A 22,315-nucleotide genomic window follows, 5' to 3' on the forward strand; every position below is an offset into this window, starting at 1 on the left:
CGTCATGCAAGCCCCACCACTTCATCAGTACCGCAGGCATCTCAAAATCGGTCTTTTGCGGTTGATCGACGCCGCGGTCATCATCGCAGCGACGGTCGTGACATTCTATTTCTTCAATCCCCTGAATCTGACCGCGAACTTTGAACTGGTCGATGCAGTCGAAATCGCTTTGATCCAATGGGTGGCCTTGACACTCGTCGCTCACTGGATGCGTTTTTATCAAATCATCTGGCGCTATGCCAGTCTGCGTGACCTCGGTGTCTTACTCGTCGTCGTCGTCGCCAGCAGCTTCGTCTTACTCGGTCTCGAATATGCGCTCTTCGACTTTGCGGTCGAACGGGCCGTCTTTCTTCAAACCGGTCTTGTCTTAAACGGCATCTTGTTCGTCCGGCTGTTGATCCGGGGACGTCACCTTGAATTGAAACGGGAGCGGACACTCGGAAAACGGACGTTGATCATCGGTGCCGGCGCCTCCGGTCAGATGATTACAAAAGAACTGAAACAGAAAAAAGCACACATCCTCAACGTCGTCGGGTTACTCGATGATTTGACGGAGCTGAAAGGGATGATGATCCATGGTGTCCCGGTCGTCGGAGCCATCGAACAGCTCGAGTGCATCATCGAGGAATACAAAATCGAGGCCGTCGTGCTTGCCATCCCGTCCTTGTCCTATCCGGACCGGGTCGCTTTGCTGAACCGGATCAAACAGACGAAAGTCGAAGCGCATACGTTACCGATGCTCGTGGAACTGGCATCCGGGAAAGTGTCCGTCAATCAGATCCGGGAAGTCTCGATCGCCGATTTGCTCGGACGGGAACCGGTCGAACTTGATATCACGGAAATTGAACGGAGTGTCAGTCAGGCGACGGTGCTCGTGACCGGCGCCGGCGGATCAATCGGCTCTGAAATTTGCCGCCAGCTGGCGAAGTTCAAACCGGATCATCTGATTTTACTCGGTCATGGTGAAAACAGCATCTACTTGATCCGTCGGGAACTGGAAGCCGTGACGGACGGCATCACCCTTCATTCCGTCATCGCCGATGTGCAGGATGCGGACCGGATGATGGACGTGATGCAACGTTTCAAACCGGATCTCGTCTATCACGCAGCGGCTCATAAACACGTTCCGCTGATGGAAGATAATCCGAGTGAAGCCGTCAAAAACAATGTTTACGGGACGCGGAACGTTGCTTTGGCGGCGGAAGCAGCCGGCGTCAAACGGTTTGTGATGATTTCGACCGATAAAGCGGTCAATCCGACAAGTGTGATGGGGGCGACGAAACGCATCGCCGAGATGGTCATCCAGCAAATCGCCCGCAACAGCGAAACGACCTTCGCCGTCGTCCGCTTCGGAAACGTCCTCGGCAGCCGCGGCTCGGTCATCCCACTCTTCAAGGAACAGATCGCGAACGGGGGACCGATCACCGTGACGGACCCCGCGATGACCCGTTACTTCATGACGATCCCGGAAGCGAGCCGGCTTGTCATCCAAGCGAGTGTCCTCGCTGAAGGGGGCGAAGTATTTGTCCTCGATATGGGGGAACCGGTCAACATCACGACGCTCGCCCGCAACTTGATTCACTTGAGTGGATTTACGGAAGAACAGATCCCGATCGTCTACAGCGGTATCCGCAAAGGCGAAAAGTTGTACGAAGAATTACTGGCGACCGAGGAGGTTCACGAAGAGCGGGTCTTCGATAAGATTTTAGTCGGAAAGACCCGGCCGTTCGGTTCAATTGATCCGTATCTCCGCGATATTGCGCTCGCGATTGACGATGAACAGGCACTTCGGACGTATTTACTCGAAGCGACGAATCGAACCGGTCCGATTCCGGAAACGATTCCACCCGCGATTCGGGTCGCCCGGGAATAAAGGGGGGAGACGGTATGAAATCAGCCCGGCAGTTATCACGCTTCAATCTCATCTTCGTCGCCGATACAGCGTATTCGCTGCACCAGTGGATGATCCTGACCCTGTTGATCAAATGGAGCACCCCGCTCAACATCGGTTATTTCAATTATGCGCTCGCTTTGACGGCACCCATCGTCATGTTTTGTTGGCTCAATGCCAGTACGATTCTGACGGCAGAACGTTCCGGGCTGAAGAACTTCAGTCTTTTCATCAAAACCCGTTTTTCCTTACTGACGGTCGGTGTCTTCGTCTTACTCGTCGTCTACTACTTCTTCGGAGAAGCCGACATCTTGTGGCTGACGTTACTCGTCTACTTGAACAAATACATGGAATCGTTCGCTGATCTCGCTTACGGATTCCTCCAAGGTCATATGGCATTCAAGGAAGTCGCCTTATCAAAAATCTTCCGCAGTCTCGTCAATGTGTCGGGAGCCGCCTTGATTTTGTTTACGACCCATTCGATTCACGGGTTCGTGCTCGCGCTCGTCGCCGGGAACTTGGTCATGCTCGTCCTGTATGACTTACCGACCGTCCGGCGCATCGGTCATGGTTTTGAAAACAACACGATGAGCGAGCGGTATCAAACGGGACGACAGTTATTTATCAAAGCCGTCCCACTGGGCTTCGTCGCCTTGCTGATTGCCTTGAACGCCAACATTCCCCGCTTGTTCGTCGGTCAAGCCATCGGGACGGAAGAACTTGGCTATTACGCAAGTATTGCTTACCTGCTGGTCCTTGGCAGTTTATTTATCCACTCACTCGTCGCAGTCTTGTTACCGAACTTCTCGTCTGACAGCGGGGAACGGCAAAGTCTCCCGGAACTGCGGAAGCTGACCCGCTCGATGCTGCTGATGACAAATGCAGTCGGTATCCTGTTGATTATCGGATCCATCTTCTTTGGGAAGTGGGGGCTGACGATTTTCTACAATGCCTCCTTCGTTCAGTACCATACGATTTTTGTCCTGATGATGGTCGCCTCACTCTTTTTCTACAATTCCACCGTCATCCAAGCATTGTTAACCGGATTTCAACAGTTCCGGGTCCAGACGATCTCGATTTTCGGCAGTGTCGTCGTCAACATCGTCGCCTGCAGCATCTTGATTCCGATGTACGGGTTGTACGGGGCGACGATCGCTTACGCTCTCTGTGCCGTCACCCAGATCGGATTACTGATTCCCGCACTCTATCGTTCACTCTATCCACGTAAACTCGCACTTGCCATCGAACAAAGCAGCTGAAGGAGGGGGAAAGCATGCGGCCGATCCTGATTGTCATTGCCATCGAAGCCTTGCTCAGCCAATTGGTTCGACCGCTCTTTTTGACTTCTGAAGGATACGTCGCGACACTCCTGGTCATCAACTCGGTCCTGTTGATGTGGTACCTCTTGAAACAAGCGGACACGACGCCGCTTTTTCTCATCTTCGTCACCGCGTTTCTGGTACGACTGACCTTGATGCTGGTCGATCTCGAACTGTTCCGGCTCCCGCCGCACAGCGGGGATGATACGGAGGCGTTCCATCTGGAGGGCTTGCTGATCTACACCGATCCGACGACATTCAACGAGGTCGTCCGGGGAAGTTACTCGAAGTTTTTGGGTCTCTTTTATCTCGCGTTTGGACCGGAGCGGATGTTGGCTCAGTATTTAAACGTCATCCTCGGTGTCGTCTCAATCGTCATCTTGTCGAAAACACTGTTGCTACTGAAGTTGCCGATGCATTACGTCTTGATCGCAACCGGAATCTTCGCCTTCTTCGCCCAAGGGCTGTTGCTCTCACCGATTCTCCTGCGGGACCAAATCGTTGCACTCGGCATGGTCTACACGCTTTATTACATGGTGCGCTGGACGGTCGAAAAATCAGCAGTCAGCCTGACGCTCGCGTATACCGGTTACTTCGTCAGTACCGTGTTCCACTCGGGACTCGCCATCGGCATTCTCGTGTTACTCGTCTACTTCTCGTTCTACAACCACGAGACGAAGCGGATGGATTTCGAAGCATCGAAGGTCCAGCGGCTCCTCGTCCAAGTCGTGCTCGTCGGATTCATCGTCTACAGCTTTCAGGACGTCTTGTTCGCGAAATTCACCCATGTCTCACAAAACGGGCAATTGTTCAGCGGAATGAGTTATGACCGCGGTGGATCGGCTTATCTGAACGGACTGACGGTGACGGGACCACTCGATATGATCGTCTATTCTCCGATCCGGATGATCTACTTCCTGTTCTCGCCGTTCCCGTGGCAATGGTCGAGCTTAATGAACATCGCGATTTTCTTCGCCGACGCTGTTTTTTATCTCCTGCTGTTTGGTCTGACGATGCTGCATCTGAAATACCTCAAACAACATCCGTTCGGCAGTGTGCTTCTGTTCATGTTGATTCTCTTCGTCGTTAACGCCTTGATTTTTGGTCTCGGGACCGGGAATGTCGGGACGGCGATTCGCCATCGCTACAAATTGTTCCCGATGCTGTTGATTGTCTATACATCGATTCATTACATCCGCTATCAGGTGCTTCATCACTTCGAGGAGGTTGAGAAACGTGCAGAATAAAACGATTTTGATTACCGGGATTGCAGGCTTCATCGGATTTCATGCAGCACGTCGCTTTTTGGCAGAAGGGTACCGGGTCGTCGGACTGGATGAAGTCAATGATTATTACGATCCGGCGTTAAAGGAAGCCCGGTTGATCGAACTGGATCCAAGTCGCTACACGTTTTACCGGATTTCCCTTGAAGATACAGCAGCCGTCCACACGGTGTTCGAGACGGAGCAGATTGATCTCGTGCTTCACCTGGCTGCTCAAGCCGGTGTCCGGTACAGTATCGATCGGCCGGATGTCTATATCACCTCAAACATCGTCGGTTTCCTCTCGATCCTAGAAGCGTGTCGGCATCATCCGGTCGAACAACTGATTTATGCTTCCTCCAGTTCCGTTTACGGCTCGAATACGAAGATGCCGTTTGCGACGACGGATGCGGTCGACCATCCGCTCAGCCTTTACGCCGCTTCGAAAAAAGCGAATGAGCTGATGGCCCATACGTACAGCAGTCTTTACGGAATCAAAACGACCGGTCTTCGCTTCTTCAGCGTTTATGGACCATGGGGACGCCCGGACATGGCACTGTTCAAGTTCACGGAAGCGATTGCGAATGGTCAACCGATCGATTTGTACAACTACGGTGAGATGGGACGCGACTTCACGTATGTCGACGACATCATTGAAAGCATTTACCGGCTGATGCAGACCGAACCGGTCGCCGATCCGGCATTTGATCAGGCAGATCCCTTACCCGACCGTAGCAATGTCCCGTATCGGGTCTTCAACATCGGCAGTCACAGCCCAATCCGGCTGAATGAATTCGTCGCTTTGATCGAACAGCGACTCGGCAAAAAAGCCATCAAACACGAGATGCCGCTCCAGGCAGGCGACGTTCCTGAAAGTTTCGCTGACGTGACCTCGTTGTTTGAAACGATCAACTACCGTCCACAGACGACGATCGAAGACGGGGTTCACGCATTCATCGACTGGTATGAACGTCATTATCAGCTGAAGGAGGAAGTACAAGATGGCGCTTAAAGAAGATATCTACTACAAATCTCCGATATTTATTCAGAATATTTTGACTTCTCTTTACGGTAAAAAGCTGATGCAGGAACGATATGGACCCGAATACGAAGCGAAGATGAAAGATCTGCGGGAGAAAGACCGGACGGTGGATTACCGGGTCGAACAGCTCGAACGTCTCAATGCATTTCTGCTGTTCGTCCAAGCACACACGCCGTACTATCAAAAGCTGTTTCAAGAACACGATATCCGGTTACCCTTCACCTCACTGGAACAGCTGCAGACGATCCCGATCCTTGAGAAAGAGACGCTCAGGCAACAAAATGAAGCGTTCATGTCGAACATCGATGCGCCGGTTCGCGGCCGAACCGGCGGAACGAGCGGGAAGTCGCTCCAAGTCGCTTTTGTACGCGAAGACGTGCAGGAACGGATGGCACATCTCGATTACTTCAAGGAACTGCACGGCTTTTATTCCGGCATGCGCCGGGCGAGTTTCACCGGCCGGACGTTGACGGCGGTGGATCAGAAAAAACCGATCTTCTGGCGGATGAACCGACCGTTAAATCAATTGTTATTGTCAATCTTCCACATGAAAGAAGAGAACTTTCCCGCTTATATCGCGGAGCTGAATCGTTTTCGACCGGCAGCGCTTGACGGGACACCAACGGCGATGCTCGAAATCGCCCAATATTTACTCAAAAACAATCTTCGGCTTGAGTTTCAGTTGGTCGCGATTTTTCCGACATCGGAGACGGTGACACCGGAGATGCGGCACCTGCTCGAAGAAGCTTTTCAAGCTCCGGTCTTTGACCAATACGGTTCCTCGGAAGGGGCACCGATCATTTCCGAATGCCGGGAACGGAAACTCCATCTGCATCACGAAACGGGAATCATCGAACCGTATGGAGAGGGCGGTGAGGTCGTCGTCACATGTTTTACGACACGCGGGACACCGCTGATCCGCTACCGGATCGGCGACCGAATGACACTCAGCGACGAGCGATGCAACTGCGGCTTAAACGGTCCGGTCATTGAGTCGATTGACGGACGCGGAACAAGTTACATCGTCAGTGAGAAGCGCGGCAAAGTGTTTGAAGGAGACATCACGACGATTGCCCGCGAATTACCGAACTCGGTCTTACGCCTGCAAGTCGAACAATACGCATTAAATCAAGTGACGCTCCGGTACATTCCGGACGAACAACGGTTTGTCCCGAAACATGAAAAAATCTTATTACGCGAGATGCAGAAGCTGCTCGGTTCCTCGATGCAAGTCACGCTCGAGCCGGTCCGGCAGATGAAGCAGGAACCGAATGGGAAAACACTGATCGTCAGACAGTCGATGAAATAGGAGGAATCCATCATGAATAAGGCAGTCAAACACATCGTAGATACGACAGCAGCCGAAACTCGATCACTCCCCATCGCCAACCGTTCGATTGCCGTCGTCGGTCTCGGATACGTCGGTCTTCCCGTCGCCGTCGCCTTTGGCGAAAAAACGGAAGTCGTCGGTTTTGACATCAAGGAGCAACGGGTCGCCGAACTGAAAGAAGGTATCGATGCGACGCTTGAACTCAGTCCATTCGTTCTCAAAAATGCAGACGTCGCCTATGTGACGGACGCAGCGGCCCTTCACGCGAGCGACTTCATCATCATCGCCGTCCCGACGCCGATCAATGCGCAGAATCAGCCGGATTTGACACCACTCCTCCGGGCTTCGCAACTCGTCGGGCGCCAACTGAACAAAGGGGATATCGTCGTCTATGAGTCGACGGTCTATCCGGGCGCGACAGAAGAGGATTGTATCCCGGTCCTCGAAGAAGCTTCCGGTCTGGAGGCAGGGGTCGACTTCTTCGTCGGCTACTCACCGGAACGGATCAATCCGGGCGATCATGAACACACATTCAAGACGATCAAAAAAATCGTCTCGGCCCAAAATCAAGAAACGCTCGATATCGTCGCGGAAGTCTACGAAGCGGTCGTTGATGCCGGAGTCCACCGGGCATCGTCGATCAAGGTCGCAGAAGCCGCAAAAATCATCGAGAATACACAACGGGACTTGAACATCGCCTTGATGAACGAACTGGCGATCATCTTTGACCGGATGGACATCGACACGCTCGAGGTCCTCGAAGCCGCCGGTACGAAGTGGAACTTCCTGCCGTTTCGTCCGGGACTCGTCGGCGGACATTGTATCGGCGTCGACCCGTTCTACTTGACGATGAAAGCCGAATCACTCGGTTATCATCCGGAAGTCATCTTAGCCGGACGGCGGATCAATGACACGATGGGACGATTCATCGCAACATCGCTCGTCAAGAATCTGATCAAACAAAACATGCCGGTCCTTGGTGCCCGGGTCACTGTCCTTGGCCTATCGTTCAAGGAAAACGTCAGTGACATCCGAAACTCGAAAGTCGCGAACCTCGTCAAGGAAATCGAAGAGTTCGGGATTGAAGTCCAGGTCGCGGATCGTCTCGTCGCAAAAGAAGATGCGAAACGCGAATACGGGATTGATTTAGTCGATCTCGCGGAGTTAAAACCGGCAGACGTCGTCATCTTCGCGGTCTCCCACGAAGAATACGTCGAAGGTAACTGGCTGCTTGCGCAACACTTGCTCAAAGTCGGACGGGGAATCGTCATTGACATCAAAGGCATGCTGACACCGTCGGAAAAACCGGAAGGGGTGCATTTATGGCGACTCTGAAAATCCTTCAAGTCTGTGCCCTCGATACGACGGCGGAAACGATGCTTCAGCCTTTATTGCTCGCCTTGAAGGGAGCCGGACACGATGTCGGAATTGCCTGTGCAGATACCGGGGCGGCGAAAAAGCTCGCCGCTCAAGGCTTCACGATGCATGACATTCCGATTGAACGGAAAATCGACTGGACGAGCAACTGGAAGACGATTCGCTCGATCGTCCAGATTCTAAAAGACGGACAATACGATGCCGTGCATGTGCATACGCCGGTCGCAGCAGCCCTTGGCCGGGTCGCTGCGAAGCGGGCCGGGACGAAACATATCGTCTATACCGCCCACGGCTTTTACTTTCACGAAAAGATGGGACGCGTCACCTATCAGCTGACCTACTCGGTCGAGAAGTGGCTCGCCCGGTTCGCGACGGACTACCTGTTGCTTCAAAGCGCCGAAGACTATGAACTGGCGAACCGGAAACGGTTCAAAAACACGACCCGGCTGATGCACCTCGGAAACGGGATCGATTTGACCCGCTTTTATCCCCGTCCGCGTCAGACGGATGCCGGGTTTACGTTTTTATTCATCGGTCGGATCGTCGAAGAAAAAGGCATTCTCGAATTGTTGAACGCCTTTGAAGACGTCGTCGCGGTTCAACCAGACGTCCGGCTCGTCATCGCCGGTGAAATGATGGCGAGTGAACGGGATCAGACGACGAAACACACGTTCATGAAACGGATCCGGGAAATCCCGAACATCGATTATCTCGGTTTCGTCGAAGATGTGCCGACGCTGTTGCACCAAGTCGATGCGTTTGTCCTGCCATCACATCGCGAAGGGGTGCCGCGCTCGATCATCGAAGCAATGGCGACGGCGAAACCCGTCATCGCAACAAATATCCGCGGCTGCCGCGAAGAAGTCATCGACGGCAAAACCGGTTACCTGGTCGAAGTGCAGGATGAACAGCAGTTGGCCCGGCGGATGCTCGATCTCGTCGAACAGCCGGCCGTCGCGTCTGAGATGGGTCGGGCCGGATTTGAACGGGCCATGAAACACTTTAACGAAGCAGATGTCATCAAGCGGCAACTCGATCTCTTTTCGACCTTATGAAAAGGAGGCGTCATCATGAAACGGACATTTGATTTCACAGTCAGTCTACTCGCTATTCTCGTCCTGTTGCCCGTCTATCTCCTCGTCGCCTTATTCATCTATACGAAGCTCGGACGCCCGATTTTCTTTAATCAGGTCCGTCCCGGCTACAAAGGAGAACTGTTTAAGATTTATAAATTCCGGACGATGTCGAACGAGACCGATGCGGAAGGCAACCTCTTGCCGGACGCCGAGCGGATTCCGAAATCCGTCGAATGGATCCGACGCTTGAGTCTGGACGAATTCCCGCAATTTTTTAACATCCTCCGCGGACAGATGAGTTTCGTCGGTCCCCGCCCGTTGCTCGTCAGTTACTTGAACCACTATACGAAAGAACAGATGACACGGCATGACGTCTTGCCCGGCTTGACCGGTTGGGCGCAGATTCACGGACGGAATGCGACGACCTGGCAGGAGCGGCTCGAACAGGATCAGTGGTACGCTGCAAACCACACGTTCCGACTCGATCTGTATATCCTCTTCAAGACCGTCAAGATCGTCGTTTTATCCGAAGGGAACTCAACCGATCATCAGACCGGGATGGGTGAATTCAAAGGGTTGGACGGGGGTGTCCCTCATGATGTCGTTAAGCGCTGAACGATTGATTCACGATTCGCGCGAATGGAATGCGCTCGTGACGCATTACGGACTGGATTGTTATTACGAGTATGCATACTTCGAACTGGCGGAAGAGCCGTCAGCCGTACCCGAAATGTATATCTGTCCTTCCGAGTTCGGCATCTTGATCTATCCGTACTTGAAACGACCGATAGCCGGAACCCCCTTTCAAGACATCACGACCCCATACGGATACGGGGGACCGGTCTTCATCGGCTTGTGGTCGACGGATCAGGTGCAAGAGGTGCGGCGTCATTTTCTCGCGTACTGTCATGCAGAACGGATCATCACGGAAACGGTCCGGTTTCATCCGGTCCTTCAGAATCGTGAACTCGGTCAAGACTGGTGTGATCGTGCTCAAGTGATCCAACGAACTGTCACGGTGCCGTTGACCGATCCGATTGACATAATTGAAGGACGTTTTTCCTCGATGACGCGGCGGAACATCAAAAAAGCGCGACGGGAAGCGGTGACGGTCCGGGTTGCCCGGCCGGAAGAATATGCAAGCTTCATCCGTCTGTACCGATTGACGATGGACAAACATCAAGCGGATGCCCGCTATTACTTCAGCGATCAGTACTTTCGACAGTTGCAAGACGGACGATTACCAGCTGAGTTGCTCGTCGCCGAACGAAACGGCATCATCATCGCCGGTTGCATCGTCCTCTATGGTCAACAGTTCGCCCATTATCATCTCGGCGCATCGGATCCCGAACAACTGGCCGTCCGTCCGAATCATCTGCTGTTCGCCGAAATGATCCGCCGGGCCAAGGCGCTTGGGAAAACCGCCCTTCATTTAGGAGGCGGAACGACGCGGGACGAGGCCGACAGTTTACTGGCCTACAAACGTTCCTTCAGTCCTCAACAGACCGAGTACGCGCTCGGGACTTCCATTTTGAACCCGTTGATTTACGATCAATTATCCGAACAGCATGTAAAAAAGCATGTGCTTGCATCGCAGAATTGGTTTCCACTATACCGGACGCCGGTTCGTCAGTTGTCACGAAGAGGGGAGGAATCATCATGAAAAACATCCCGTTATCCATCCCGCACCTCAGTGGTCACGAAATAAAATACGTCACGGAAGCACTCGAAACGAACTGGGTCGCACCGCTCGGTCCGAACGTCGAAGCTTTTGAAGCCGGTATGCGGGTCTACAGTGGAACACAAGCGACACTTGCGACGAGCAGCGGGACGGCAGCGATTCACTTGGCACTTTCGACACTCGGTGTCACGGCAGGGGATGACGTGTTTTGTCAGTCGTTGACTTTCATTGCTTCGACGAACCCGATCCGGTACGTCGGTGCGCGACCGGTCTTGATTGATTCTGAATCCGATACATGGAACATGTCACCAACCGCGCTGCGCCGGGCGATGATTCAGGCAGCGACGCGCGGCCGGTTACCGAAAGCCGTCATCGTCGTTCATCTGTACGGCGTCGTCGCTAAAATCGAAGAATTGGCGGCAATCTGTGAAGAATATGATGTTCCGTTGATCGAAGATGCAGCGGAATCGCTTGGTTCAACGGTCAACGGACGGATGACGGGCACGTTCGGTACGTTCGGCGTCTACTCGTTTAACGGCAACAAAATCATCACAACATCAGGAGGCGGGATGTTGGTCTCGAATGATGTTGGTCTGATCGAACGGGCCTTTTATCTCGCAACCCAAGCCCGGCAACCCGTCCTGCATTATGAACATACGGAAGTCGGCTTCAACTACCGGATGAGTAACGTCTGTGCCGGTATCGGGCGAGGACAGCTCGAAGTGATCGAAGACCGGGTCGAGGCGCGCCGAACGATTTTTCAACGGTATGTCCGGGCATTCGAGACGATTGATGCGCGTCATTATCAACAGGAAATCAGCGGCAGTCGCGCCAACCGGTGGCTGACGGCCATGACGGTTCCCGGTGGCACGGAACAACGGGATCTGCTGATTCAACAGTTGCAACAGAAAAACATTGAATCGCGTCCGGTCTGGAAACCGATGCACTTGCAACCGGTCTACCGGGATGTCCCGTATATCACAGGTGAAGAGCAGGATGTCAGCCGTCGACTGTTTGAAGAAGGGATCTGCCTTCCGTCTGCTTCACAAATGACGTTTACGGAGCAGGCACTGGTCATCCGTTCGGTTCGGCAAGGACTCGTTGCAGACGTTCGACGAAATGTGCAGCTATGAATGTGTGGGAGGGAGACATCGTGATGAGCGATTTGGAGGAAGCGATCGAAGCACTCCGTCTCGCTGCGAACGGGAAAAATGAACTGACGGCCAATACCTATTTTCGTTGGCAACTGAATACCCAGTACCCAAGTGTCGCAGAAATCCTGATTTTATTCGGTTCTTGGCAAATCGCTTTGGAACGGGCCGGTATCGGCACCGTTCGCGTCGCTTTTACCAAATCGGATATCATCGAAGCGTTACGCGCTGCGAAGGAGGAACTGGAACCCTTCACGAGTGCGACGTACCGTGAATGGGCTCAGCAACATCAGGCGCCGAGCTTGACCGATATCGTCCATCAATTCAACTCGTGGCAGCAGGCCTTATCAGAAGCGGAAATCTTAAAGGAGCGGGTGCAGGAGATGGAGCGACGTATCATTGAATCCCTGCTCGAAGCACAGGAAACCTTACCCGTTTTGACGAGTCAAACGTATACGAAGTGGGCAGCCGGGAAAAACCGGCCGACGGTCGCGACGATTGCGAGGCGGTACGGTTCGTGGAGCAACGCCTTGGAAATCATCGGCATCGAACAACCCCGCAAACGCTGGACGGAAGAAGAAGTGTTACGTATTCTCGCAGAAGCAGCAGATGAACGTGACGGCTTGACGATTGCGCATTATCAAAAGTTCAGTGAGGGACGGAATACACCAAGCATCGGTGTCATCACAGCCTTATTCGGCAGTTGGAGCAATGCCGTGATGATCGTCTTGAACCAACGTCAATCGTAAATCGACTTGATTCGAAGGAGAGAGGGAAATCGTGATGAAAGAATGGAGATGGCTGATCTTAACGGCATTAGGTATCGGATTACTCGTTTTCTTCGGATCAGGTGGGTACGTCTATCATCAAAACAGTCAGCTGGTCGATGAACCGGTGGAAGCGAGTGTCCAACCAACGGAAACAGCTCAAACGGAACAAGGAAAAAAAGCAGACTCCAAAAAAGCAGACCAGAAGAAAAAAGCCGGGAAACAAAAAGAATCGGAAACCATATCGTTGTTACTGCTTGGTGTGGATCAACGCGGCAACGAAGCAGGTCGGAGTGATACGATCATCGTCGTGACGGTCAATCCGGAAACCGGTTCGAGCAAGATGCTCAGTATTCCGCGGGACTTGAAGACAGAAATCATCGGCAACGGCTCGAATGATAAGATCAACCATGCCTATGCGTTCGGTGGACCGGAAATGGCGCGTGAGACGGTCGAACATCTGCTTGATCTGCAAATTGACTACTTTGCGGAAATCAATCTGGACGGCTTTACCGATCTGGTCGATGCGGTTGACGGGGTGACGGTCGCAAACGATATCAACTTCTCGTATTACGAGATGAAGTTCCCGAAAGGCGAGTTGTCGCTGAACGGTAAAGAAGCACTTGCGTATGCCCGGATGCGGTATGACGATCCGCGGGGAGACTTCGGACGGCAGATCCGGCAACGGCAAGTCGTTCAGGCAGTTGCGGATAAATTGACGGCTGATTTTTCCTTGACGCGATTTAATGACGTCTTGACGGCGGTCGGGAAAAACGTCAAGACCGATATCCCGTTCCCGGTCGTGCGGAAACTGGCGACGGATTACCGCGCCAGTCTACAAAATGTCGAAACGCTGTCGCTTGAAGGAAGCGGAGGAATTGAATCAGATAAGATTTACTACTGGCATCCGACGGCAGCCTCGCTGAAACAAGTTCAGACAACGTTACAGAACGAGCTTCAGTGACTACCAGTGTTCGTCTCTGCCAGCGCAAGGTGTCTTGTGCAGAACATGATTTGTTAAAATGAAAAGAGGGAGGTGGATTTTGATATCCACCTCCCTCCGTTGTATAAAACCGACGTTCGCGTCAGCTTGTGTTTAATTTTTCGAGCGGATGAGCGTTCGTAAGGGAACGAATTTAACCGCGGAATAGACAAAATACAAGACCGTCATGATGGCCGCTGCACTCCAGACGAGTTGATAATTCGCACCCGTCGTACCGAACCGGAGACCGACGAGCGCCGGAACGATCAACGTCAGCCAACTGAGTACGATGGCGACCCGTGCCGTCAAGGGATCAACGCTGAGGTTTAAGCCCATCCCGAGGAAGAACAGACCCCAGAGAACGAACCAGAAAATCCACGTGGCGCCGCCAATCCAGTCACCTGTACTGAAGCTGACACCAGCATAGAAGAGAGCGGCGATGGCAACGAATAATGAAAACCAACCGACACCACTGCCGTCGAGTCCAAATAAAAACGTGATGCCGACGTACAGATACGTAAACGCAAACAAGTAGATGCTGGCATAACCAAACGTCAACGCCGGATCACCGGCTGCGCCGATGACGAGCCACGTCGCGATGAAGGTCTGCAATAAACCGGTCAATAAACTGAACAGACCGGCACTTTTTAAATCAACTTTCCCGAACAACGACAGGCTATTTAAAAAGAGCGCAACGCCCCCGAATAACAAACTTACATTTCCCACATGAATTCCTCCGTTAAGACGTCAGACGTCTGATTGTTAACTTAACCATATGATGAATTCGCTTCCAATGCAAGTAAATTTTCGAGCGGGAAATCAACAGAAAAAAGACTCTGGATGTCACTTTCAGGAGAAAGCGAATCCGAGAGCCTGTTCTTACCGATTGAGGACGGAGCGTAACGTCGTCTCCGTTTGTGGGAGCGTTCCTTTTAACGTGACAAGACCGTAACGCGTCGAGCCTTTTTTGATGAAGAAGACACGTGTATAAGCAGATTCCGGTGTATACCCCGTTTTGCTGGCGTAGACACGCGTGTCTCCCGGAAGTGACGTGTTCGTATGGTACCACGTCAATGTCCGTGCATACGGTCCTTTAACGGCGGTCTGGTACGATTTACGTCCGCTGACCGTCATCAAGTAACTGTACTTGGCATACGTATTGGCAAGCTTCTGCATATCAGCTGCCGTCGTATAGTGGCTTGCGTGATAAAAACCATGCGGATTCATGAAATGACTGGCGGACATGCCGATCGCTTTCGCTCGGCTGTTCATCATGGAAACGAAGTTCGATTCCGAACCGCCTGTGCGGACCGCGATGGCTTTCGCCGCGTCATTGCCGGACCGGATGAGCATCCCGTTCAAGAGTTGGCGCATCGTGACTTTGTCACCCGAACGGAAACCAGCGGAGCTGCTGCCGGCAGGAACGGACAACATCGAATAGGTCAGTGTGAATGTCTGATCGAGTGTTCCTTTTTTGGCAGCGGCGTCATAAGCGACGAGTGCCGTCAATAACTTCGTCGTACTCGCCGGATAACGGCGGGCAAAACTTTCTTTCGTCAGTTCGTAGCCGGATGATCCAAGCTTGAAATAACGCATCGAAGCAACCGGATAACTGCCGCTCGATGGAGCAGGTGAGCTCGTCGTCAGCTTTCTGGCGACTTGATTCGAGACGTAATAATAATTGACTTTCCCTTTGACTTTGTACCAACCATTCGAATAGGAAACGGCATTGAATTTTGACTTGTATGTAGCATGCCGTTTGATATTTTTAGATGAGGCCGTACTTGGAGACGTTCTGACATTGGCACCGGCTGTCGAGTAGACGATGATTTTATAAGTCTTGACCGAGCTGGTCCCTAGTTTCGCCGCTACTTGGTTCGACAGGTAACGGTAAGCATTCCCGTCCTTGATTTTGTACCAGCCGTTTGAATAGGAAACGGCAGTAAACTTAGCTTTGTACGGGGCACGACGGGTAATCGTTGCCGATGAACTTGTACTGGGCTTCGTCCGAATGTTCGCACCAATCGTCGAGGTGACGATGACCTGATAGCTGGCTGCTTGAGCAGGTAAGGCCGGAAGACATAATGTGATGAGTAGGACGAGTGTCAAACAAATCCTGAATAATGACTTCATAAAAATCTCATTCCCTCCTTTTGCAAAATATGTTCTTATCATAAAACAAAAAAAGGAAATTATCTTCTTTTTCAAAAAAAATACTTCGGCTACACGAGAAGCATAAAACCCGGTAACATAGGGAATGAGAGCAAAAGACGTGTTCAAGGAGGAAGTCAGATGAAAATTGCAGTGATTGGTTTAGGGGATATCGCTCAAAAAGCGTATTTGCCTGTTTATGCTGAACGAACGGATTTAGAAGTGTATCTCGTGTCGACGGACCGGGAAAAAGCCGAGCGATTGCGGACAGCTTATCGATTCGCCGGAACGCTTGATTCAATCGAGGACGTAATCACAAACGGGATTCAAGTCGCGCTGATTCATTCCGCGACAAAGGTCCATGCTGAGCAAGCCAAACAGTTGCTGAATGCCGGCATCCATGTCTACATCGATAAGCCGGTCTCGCTCGAAGTCGAGGAAGTCCGGTCACTAACGGAACAGGCAACAGCCAAAGGATTACATTTCATTACCGGCTTCAACCGCCGGTTCGCATCGGCGCACCGAAGCTTACTGGAAGTCGAAGAGCCGAATTTGATTGTCATGCAAAAAAATCGGACATCGTTCATTGAAGATGCGAAGACGTTTATCTTCGACGATTTTGTCCACGTCGCGGATACGCTTCGTTTCTTGACAGGACGCGGTGAGATTGAGAACCTGCAAGTCCGCGGTAAAAAAGTAGATGGATTGTTGCATCATGTCACGATTCAATTTGAAGCAAACGGCATCACGGCTATCGGCATCATGAACCGGAACAACGGGGTGACGGAAGAACGGGTCGAAGTGATGGGACCAAACGAAAAACGTGTCGCAACCGACGTCACATCGGTCGAACAGCTGACAAAGGGTGGAACGCTCCGGTTGCCGCTCGATAACTGGGAACCGACATTACGCCGACGCGGCTTCGTCGAGATGGTCGATGCGTTCATCGAGACCGTCCATGGCCATCCGTCGGCATCGGTGACAGGGGAAGACAGTCTGGCGACGCACGAACTCTGTGCGGAAGTCGTCAAACGGTTGGACGAATTGTAAGCATAGGTCCTCCGGGACAACATCAAAAAACGAACGGTTTCTCTCGATCAGATGAGGGAAACCGTTCGTTTTTTTGTATCCGGCTCTATTAATTTTTTTTCAATTGATAGACCAATTTTCCGCCGGGACCTTCGAACGTCAGTGTAAAACCGGATTGGTTGAAGAGGTAACTGACCAGTCCTTCTGATAACGGAAGGCGGGCCGACAAATCCGGTTCAAACCGAATCGACTCCGTATCATTGCGGGGTGCCTCGACCATTCCAAAGTCCTGGTAGTCAATCGTTGCCACCAGTCCATCGCGTTTCGCGAAGGAGACTTCAATTTTTCCGGTCGCAGGAAACGATCGTTCTTTCAGACCCGTATCAAGTGTACTTCGTTCGATTTGATAGGTGCCTTCGACTTGTTTCAGTTGATCGAGCATCGTTTCCGCACTCAATTGAAGGGAGTTTGCCCGGAGACGGATCGGATTGTCTTGCGCCAAGGCAAGTTGATCGATTTTTCGGGCAATCTTGACGACTTCCTTAAAATGATAGCTCGCTAATGCCGTTTCGAGTTGCACCATCAACTTGGCAGGGTCGTGCATCGTATCTTGACGTGCCGATTGATCGACGGCTTGCGTGTACTGTCCGAGTTCGAGTTCGGACTGGACACCGGATGGTCGTACTTCTGTACAGCCGGCCAACAGGACACACAAGAGGATGATTACCGTTCGTTTCATGCCTTCACCTCCGTGCGGACGATGTGTGTGATTTGCAGATGATCCGTATGTAACCGGACATTGTACCGAACATCATATGTGACGAGATGTTGACCGGCTGACCGTGTCAGCTGATACGTCTCGACCGTCTTGATTTGAAACGATGCGCCCTTCGAAACAAACCGTTCGAAGTCAACGGTGTGCAGACGGGGAGGAATCGGACTGTCAGACGCAGCTTGAATCGTCCGTAAGGCGGCGACTTCCGAATGAAACGTCTCGAGCGTCGCGAATTGAATCGCCGAGAAGGTCTCGAGCGTATCCGTTGTTTTGGAATAGGTGGCGGTTTCCGGCACCGTTTTCGTATACTGACGGACAAATTTCAGAACGTCGTAAGACGCCGGTGGATTTTCCGACGAATAGGTTTGGTTATAGGCGGATGTTTCATCGGACCATTCTGCTATCGGCGAAGCCTGAACAGCCGGAGGAAGCGTCGTATGCGTGGAGTCCGTTTGTGTCATTCCGTACCAGGTGCCGACAGATCCGAGACCGATGACGAATACGATGATGAAGGATAACAAGCGCCGACTGGACGGAGAGGGGTCCGGTGAGTCCGGTGTTTTTATTTTATTGAGGACAGGGTGTTTGCAGTAGGAGCACGCTGTCTCGTCTGTTTCTAAAGGGGTTCCGCAAAGTGAACAACGTTCCATTGACAAGCCCTCCTAACGAAATCAAGAGTATATGGGTTAAGAATAATCGTATTTTTGAATATCCTATTCAGAATAACATTAATTGGAAATCAAATCAAAAACGAATTGACTGAAACTCTTGAATTCAGACGGGTTGACGCGTAAAACGAGTGATTCTCTTAGAACGAGACAAGGGTGGCAGACTTGTCATCTGCCACCCTTGTCTTCTGTATAGAGATTGACTGTTACGTCAGTCCTTATTGTTGTCAGGTTAGTGGTGTGAAACCACTCAAACGGAATAACTGCCGTCCGGTTGTTCGGTTACATCCAGTGCGTCCTCTGCAAAAAACGTATCGACGACACGTGATGCCGCCAACCCGTCTTCCATCGCGCAATAGGCTTCGCGGAAAGTGTCGAGTTGCGACTGATAGTCGCTTGTCAGGCGTGGGATATCCGATAAGGCATTCAGGAACGCGTCCTCAGTTTCGAGAATCGGTCCCGGTAAATCCTTGTAGTAGTCAAGATAGAATCCACGTAACGTATCCCGGTATAAATCGAGATCGTACGCATAAAAGAACATCGGACGGTTCATGTTCGCGAAATCAAAGAAGACGGACGAATAATCCGTAATCAACAGATCCGTGATCAAGTACAGTTCCTGAATATCCGGATAGCTGGTGACATCGATGAAGCGTTCGCGGTGTTCTTCCGGAATGCTCGGCTTCTTCGTCACGAGGACGTGTGTCCGGATCAAGAAGACATATTCGTCTCCGAGCGCTTGCGCGACGCGGTCGAAATCAAACGGATAATCAAAGAAGAACTTCCCGTTGCCGAGCGACTGATGATCACGGAAGGTCGGCGCGTATAAGATGACCTTTTTGTCATCCGACAGTTGCAGTTTCGTCCGAATCGTCTCGATGGTTTTCGGCTGATTGTTCGAGAAGAACAGATCATTCCGGGGATAACCCGATTCGAAAATCGGTCCCTCGTACCGGAAGGCACTCTTGAAGATGGTCGACGCATAGGAACTTGGTGACAAGAGGACACTCCACTGTTTGATCGAGTTCGTCACCCGTTCGACATACCCCTCGTCTCGTCCATGAATCTCATCCAAGTCAAACAACATCTTCTTCAGCGGTGTGCCGTGCCAGGTCTGAATGTACGTCGTTTCTTCACGGCGTCGGAAGTAATGCGGGAAGTTTTGGTTGTTGACCCAGAACTTCGCCGTCGCCAGGTAATAGAAGTAGGCCGGTGACAACCGCTTGATGACCTTGGCATTCGGGTCCCCGAGATAAAGCCGTTTATGATAAACCCAGACGACTTTGTAGTCGAGGTTCCGGCGTTTCAGTTCCTCATAGATATAACGTGGACTGTCGGAATATTGTTTACCGAGTCCGCTCTCAAAGACAACGAGTTTCGGGTCGACCGGCAATCGTTGCATCAACCGGTAGGCAAATTTCATCGACGGGAAGTAGAACCGGCTCCGGCGATACAGGCGGAAAAGAATGTTGGCCGCTTCCGCCGTCTGAATCTGTTCAATCCAATTCCGTTTCTTTTTATAATCGACGATTGTCTGCAGAATTTTTTCCGAGTACGACGATTCGACCGGTTGCAAGAAGGCTGCAGCACGTGCCTGATATTCAGGTGCCATCGCAAATGAACGGGCGGCGGTCGCCTCAAGATCTTCAAACAGTTCATCAAGCGTTGATGAAATCCGGCCAGGCAACTCCTGTTCCAGATCGAGATAAGAACCTTTTGGTCCGATGAACCGGATCGGGTCGAACTGGAAGTAATGAACCGGACGATTCAAGAAACTGAAGTCGAACGCGACGCTCGAATAATCGGTCACAAGCAGCAGGCTTTCTTTCATCAAACCTTGTACATCGCGTTCTCCTTGATGAATGACCGTAATCGGCAAGTCTTCAAAGTGGTTCGTGTACTGCTGCATATTTGGATGCAGGCAGAAGACGATTTCCAACTGATGGGCTTCCGCAAACTGATGGAGCCGTTCGCTCGAAAGCAGGGTTTGATACTGTTGATAATATTCCGACTCGAAGAACTGGAGTGGAGTCTGTAACCATGAACGCCATGTCGGGATGATCAACATCTGGCGTTTGACCTCGACATCTTTTCGAAGCAAGGCATCGAAGCGGGACAGACCGGTAATCCGGACTTCGCGTTCCGGGTAGCCCATGTCTTGTGTCACCAGACGTTTTTCCCGTTCTGAACTGACGAGGAATAGATCCGTATCAAAGGCCGGTGCAAATTTTCCGTACTGGTCATCCATGTTTTTGGTACCGAGGACACCATGTTGAATGAAAATCCGATCCGCCTTCATCTTCCGTTTGAACGGTTCGGATTTTAAGGGATACAGGTATTCCGCATGATGTGTCCCGATGACTTTTTTCGCCATCAAGGCATGATAGATGTGTTCCTTGGACTTGAACGGTAACGCATGACCAAGTTGTTCGACTTGCTCGTATTCGTTCGAATCGGGATCGATGACGTAATAAACCGGTCGGTCCGGATAGGTCTCACGCATGTATTTGAAGAAATGATACCCGTTGTCTTGTGCTTTGTAAGGACGTTCCCCGACGAGCCAGGTATTCTTTTCGGCAAACAAACGATAGAGGGGCGCAAAACGCATCATATGATTCAAATACGTATAATTATCATTGGTGAATTCGGTCATTTCAAACGAAAGATTCCGGTGCCCCACCGTGAAGTACGGGATGATATGCATCGTCGTCGCCTCGCCCTGACCCCGCGTTTCCGGCGTCAATTGACGCGTGATGTAACGCGCCCGTCCGAGACGAAGCAATGTCGGCTCCGTGCGGTGATAATACTCAAGCGCGACAAACGCGTCATAGATTCCTTCCTGCAGAACCTGATGTTCGCGGTGCAAACGGGTCCAGTCGATGACGGTCCGGTACGTATACCGGTAGAGACCAAATTTGTCGGCACTTCGGGCATTGTCATACACCCAGTCGATTGGTACCGGAATCTGCTCACCCGTTTCCCGGTGGACGAGTTGTAACGTTCCTTTTTGGATGAACGCGTGCCGGGTGAAGATTTTCCCTTTGATTTCCGTTTGATCGGCGGTAGGAGAATCAATCAAATCGATTTGCATCTTCGGTTTGACTTTAGGCTCTTTATTTAACAAAATTCGCAGGTTGCCTTTTAGATCCGTATAGAGATGAGCCTTGTGTTCAAAATTTGAATCAATCAACGGCTTCAGTGGAGCGGGAATCCGTGTTTCCGCAAACCGGCCGAAGATGATCTCCCGTGTGAACCGGTCATCTGTAATCGTCGCGCGACTCGGCAAGCCGTTTGCTTCCCACTTTTCGAGCGTCGTCGGTTGGAAATCAGCGACGTCTTTTGAGAATTTGAGCCAGAGCGAAAATCGTCCGGACGGCAATACAGCTTCCAGTTCGCCTTCGTTATCTGATTCGAGCGTCTCGAGTGCATCTTCAGCGGCCTCGGCAAGCGCGGGTTGTTCCTGTTCAGAAAGACGGTTGTTTTCTAAAACACGGTCGACGAGCGTAGGAAGAATGTCGTGCGGCAACGAAAAGGAAAAGTGTTGGTTTCCTGTCGTAGCGGTATTCGGCAATTCGATGACCTGATTCATCAGGCTGTCACGAATCAGTAACGATTCGACCGTCACCGCTGAATCGGACAGATGACCTGTAAGGGTCTGTTCTTGGAATGTTGAGTCGAGCTGCAAGCTTTGTTTAAACTTGGCGCGACGTGAAATTGTTTTTTTCGGTTTTGGCAAGATCGAATTTCCGAATCGTGCCATCCGTAGTAGTGTCTTTGAAAGACTCACAGAATAGGACCTCCTCATAAAAAAATC

General features: G+C 51.6%; 18 protein-coding genes. 13 read left to right on the forward strand and 5 right to left on the reverse strand.

Features of this window, described 5'->3' with window-relative positions; genetic code table 11:
- The first annotated feature begins 4 nt into the window (after positions 1-4).
- The 12 genes from D3D03_RS10620 to D3D03_RS10675 are packed head-to-tail and all read left to right on the forward strand — an operon-like array spanning position 5 to position 13,860.
- Positions 5-1,873: a polysaccharide biosynthesis protein gene (locus tag D3D03_RS10620; protein ID WP_026832011.1), complete on the forward strand. Its 1,869-nt coding sequence runs from the start codon at positions 5-7 to the stop codon at positions 1,871-1,873.
- 14 nt (positions 1,874-1,887) lie between these two features.
- Positions 1,888-3,150: an oligosaccharide flippase family protein gene (locus D3D03_RS10625; RefSeq protein ID WP_119923550.1), complete on the forward strand. Its 1,263-nt coding sequence runs from the start codon at positions 1,888-1,890 to the stop codon at positions 3,148-3,150.
- A gap of 14 nt (positions 3,151-3,164) precedes the next feature.
- Entirely contained in the window at positions 3,165-4,457 is a 1,293-nt protein-coding gene (locus D3D03_RS10630; protein WP_119923551.1) for a hypothetical protein, read from the forward strand.
- Complete coding sequence (locus tag D3D03_RS10635) at positions 4,447-5,484, forward strand: NAD-dependent epimerase (RefSeq protein ID WP_119923552.1); 1,038 nt, start codon at positions 4,447-4,449, stop codon at positions 5,482-5,484. The genes D3D03_RS10630 and D3D03_RS10635 overlap by 11 nt, the downstream gene beginning before the upstream one ends.
- Positions 5,474-6,823 (forward strand): phenylacetate--CoA ligase family protein, encoded by a 1,350-nt coding sequence (locus D3D03_RS10640; RefSeq protein ID WP_026832015.1) that lies wholly within the window; start codon positions 5,474-5,476, stop codon positions 6,821-6,823. Before D3D03_RS10635 ends, D3D03_RS10640 begins: the two co-directional genes overlap by 11 nt.
- A 12-nt stretch (positions 6,824-6,835) precedes the next feature.
- Entirely contained in the window at positions 6,836-8,179 is a 1,344-nt protein-coding gene (locus D3D03_RS10645; RefSeq protein ID WP_026832016.1) for a nucleotide sugar dehydrogenase, read from the forward strand.
- Positions 8,167-9,276, forward strand: a complete 1,110-nt coding sequence (locus D3D03_RS10650) for a glycosyltransferase family 4 protein (RefSeq protein WP_119923553.1) — start codon at positions 8,167-8,169, stop codon at positions 9,274-9,276. Before D3D03_RS10645 ends, D3D03_RS10650 begins: the two co-directional genes overlap by 13 nt.
- A gap of 15 nt (positions 9,277-9,291) precedes the next feature.
- Positions 9,292-9,912: a sugar transferase gene (locus D3D03_RS10655; protein ID WP_026832018.1), complete on the forward strand. Its 621-nt coding sequence runs from the start codon at positions 9,292-9,294 to the stop codon at positions 9,910-9,912.
- Positions 9,893-10,960, forward strand: a complete 1,068-nt coding sequence (locus tag D3D03_RS10660; protein WP_119923554.1) for a lipid II:glycine glycyltransferase FemX — start codon at positions 9,893-9,895, stop codon at positions 10,958-10,960. The genes D3D03_RS10655 and D3D03_RS10660 overlap by 20 nt, the downstream gene beginning before the upstream one ends.
- Positions 10,957-12,111 carry an aminotransferase class I/II-fold pyridoxal phosphate-dependent enzyme gene (locus tag D3D03_RS10665; protein ID WP_119923555.1) on the forward strand — a complete coding sequence of 385 codons (1,155 nt, stop codon included), beginning with the start codon at positions 10,957-10,959 and terminating at the stop codon, positions 12,109-12,111. The genes D3D03_RS10660 and D3D03_RS10665 overlap by 4 nt, the downstream gene beginning before the upstream one ends.
- Positions 12,112-12,134: 23 nt before the next feature.
- Positions 12,135-12,878 carry a hypothetical protein gene (locus D3D03_RS10670; protein ID WP_035387569.1) on the forward strand — a complete coding sequence of 248 codons (744 nt, stop codon included), beginning with the start codon at positions 12,135-12,137 and terminating at the stop codon, positions 12,876-12,878.
- 34 nt (positions 12,879-12,912) lie between these two features.
- Positions 12,913-13,860, forward strand: coding sequence for an LCP family glycopolymer transferase (locus D3D03_RS10675; RefSeq protein ID WP_119923556.1), 948 nt, complete (start codon positions 12,913-12,915; stop codon positions 13,858-13,860).
- A gap of 132 nt (positions 13,861-13,992) precedes the next feature.
- Here the strand turns inward: D3D03_RS10675 and D3D03_RS10680 are convergent, their stop codons facing one another.
- Both D3D03_RS10680 and D3D03_RS10685 read right to left on the reverse strand, forming a co-directional pair.
- A complete protein-coding gene (locus tag D3D03_RS10680) occupies positions 13,993-14,604 on the reverse strand; it encodes an AmiS/UreI family transporter (protein WP_119923557.1) in 612 nt (203 codons plus the stop codon).
- 153 nt (positions 14,605-14,757) lie between these two features.
- Positions 14,758-16,011 carry a serine hydrolase gene (locus D3D03_RS10685; RefSeq protein ID WP_119923558.1) on the reverse strand — a complete coding sequence of 418 codons (1,254 nt, stop codon included), beginning with the start codon at positions 16,009-16,011 and terminating at the stop codon, positions 14,758-14,760.
- A 159-nt stretch (positions 16,012-16,170) separates the two neighbouring features.
- Between D3D03_RS10685 and D3D03_RS10690 the strand changes: the two genes are divergently transcribed.
- On the forward strand, positions 16,171-17,079 hold the full coding sequence (locus tag D3D03_RS10690) for a Gfo/Idh/MocA family protein (RefSeq protein WP_119923559.1): 909 nt from the start codon (positions 16,171-16,173) through the stop codon (positions 17,077-17,079).
- 88 nt (positions 17,080-17,167) lie between these two features.
- Here D3D03_RS10690 and D3D03_RS10695 read toward each other — a convergent pair whose 3' ends face one another.
- The 3 genes from D3D03_RS10695 to D3D03_RS10705 form a co-directional block, all read right to left on the reverse strand.
- Positions 17,168-17,797, reverse strand: coding sequence for a hypothetical protein (locus D3D03_RS10695; RefSeq protein ID WP_119923560.1), 630 nt, complete (start codon positions 17,795-17,797; stop codon positions 17,168-17,170).
- Positions 17,794-18,483, reverse strand: coding sequence for a zinc ribbon domain-containing protein (locus tag D3D03_RS10700; RefSeq protein ID WP_119923561.1), 690 nt, complete (start codon positions 18,481-18,483; stop codon positions 17,794-17,796). Before D3D03_RS10700 ends, D3D03_RS10695 begins: the two co-directional genes overlap by 4 nt.
- 268 nt (positions 18,484-18,751) lie before the next feature.
- Positions 18,752-22,288, reverse strand: coding sequence for a CDP-glycerol glycerophosphotransferase family protein (locus D3D03_RS10705; RefSeq protein ID WP_119923562.1), 3,537 nt, complete (start codon positions 22,286-22,288; stop codon positions 18,752-18,754).
- Positions 22,289-22,315 lie beyond the last annotated feature (27 nt).

It is taken from the genome of Exiguobacterium sp. RIT452, assembly GCF_003598705.1.
Lineage (GTDB): Bacteria > Bacillota > Bacilli > Exiguobacteriales > Exiguobacteriaceae > Exiguobacterium_A > Exiguobacterium_A undae.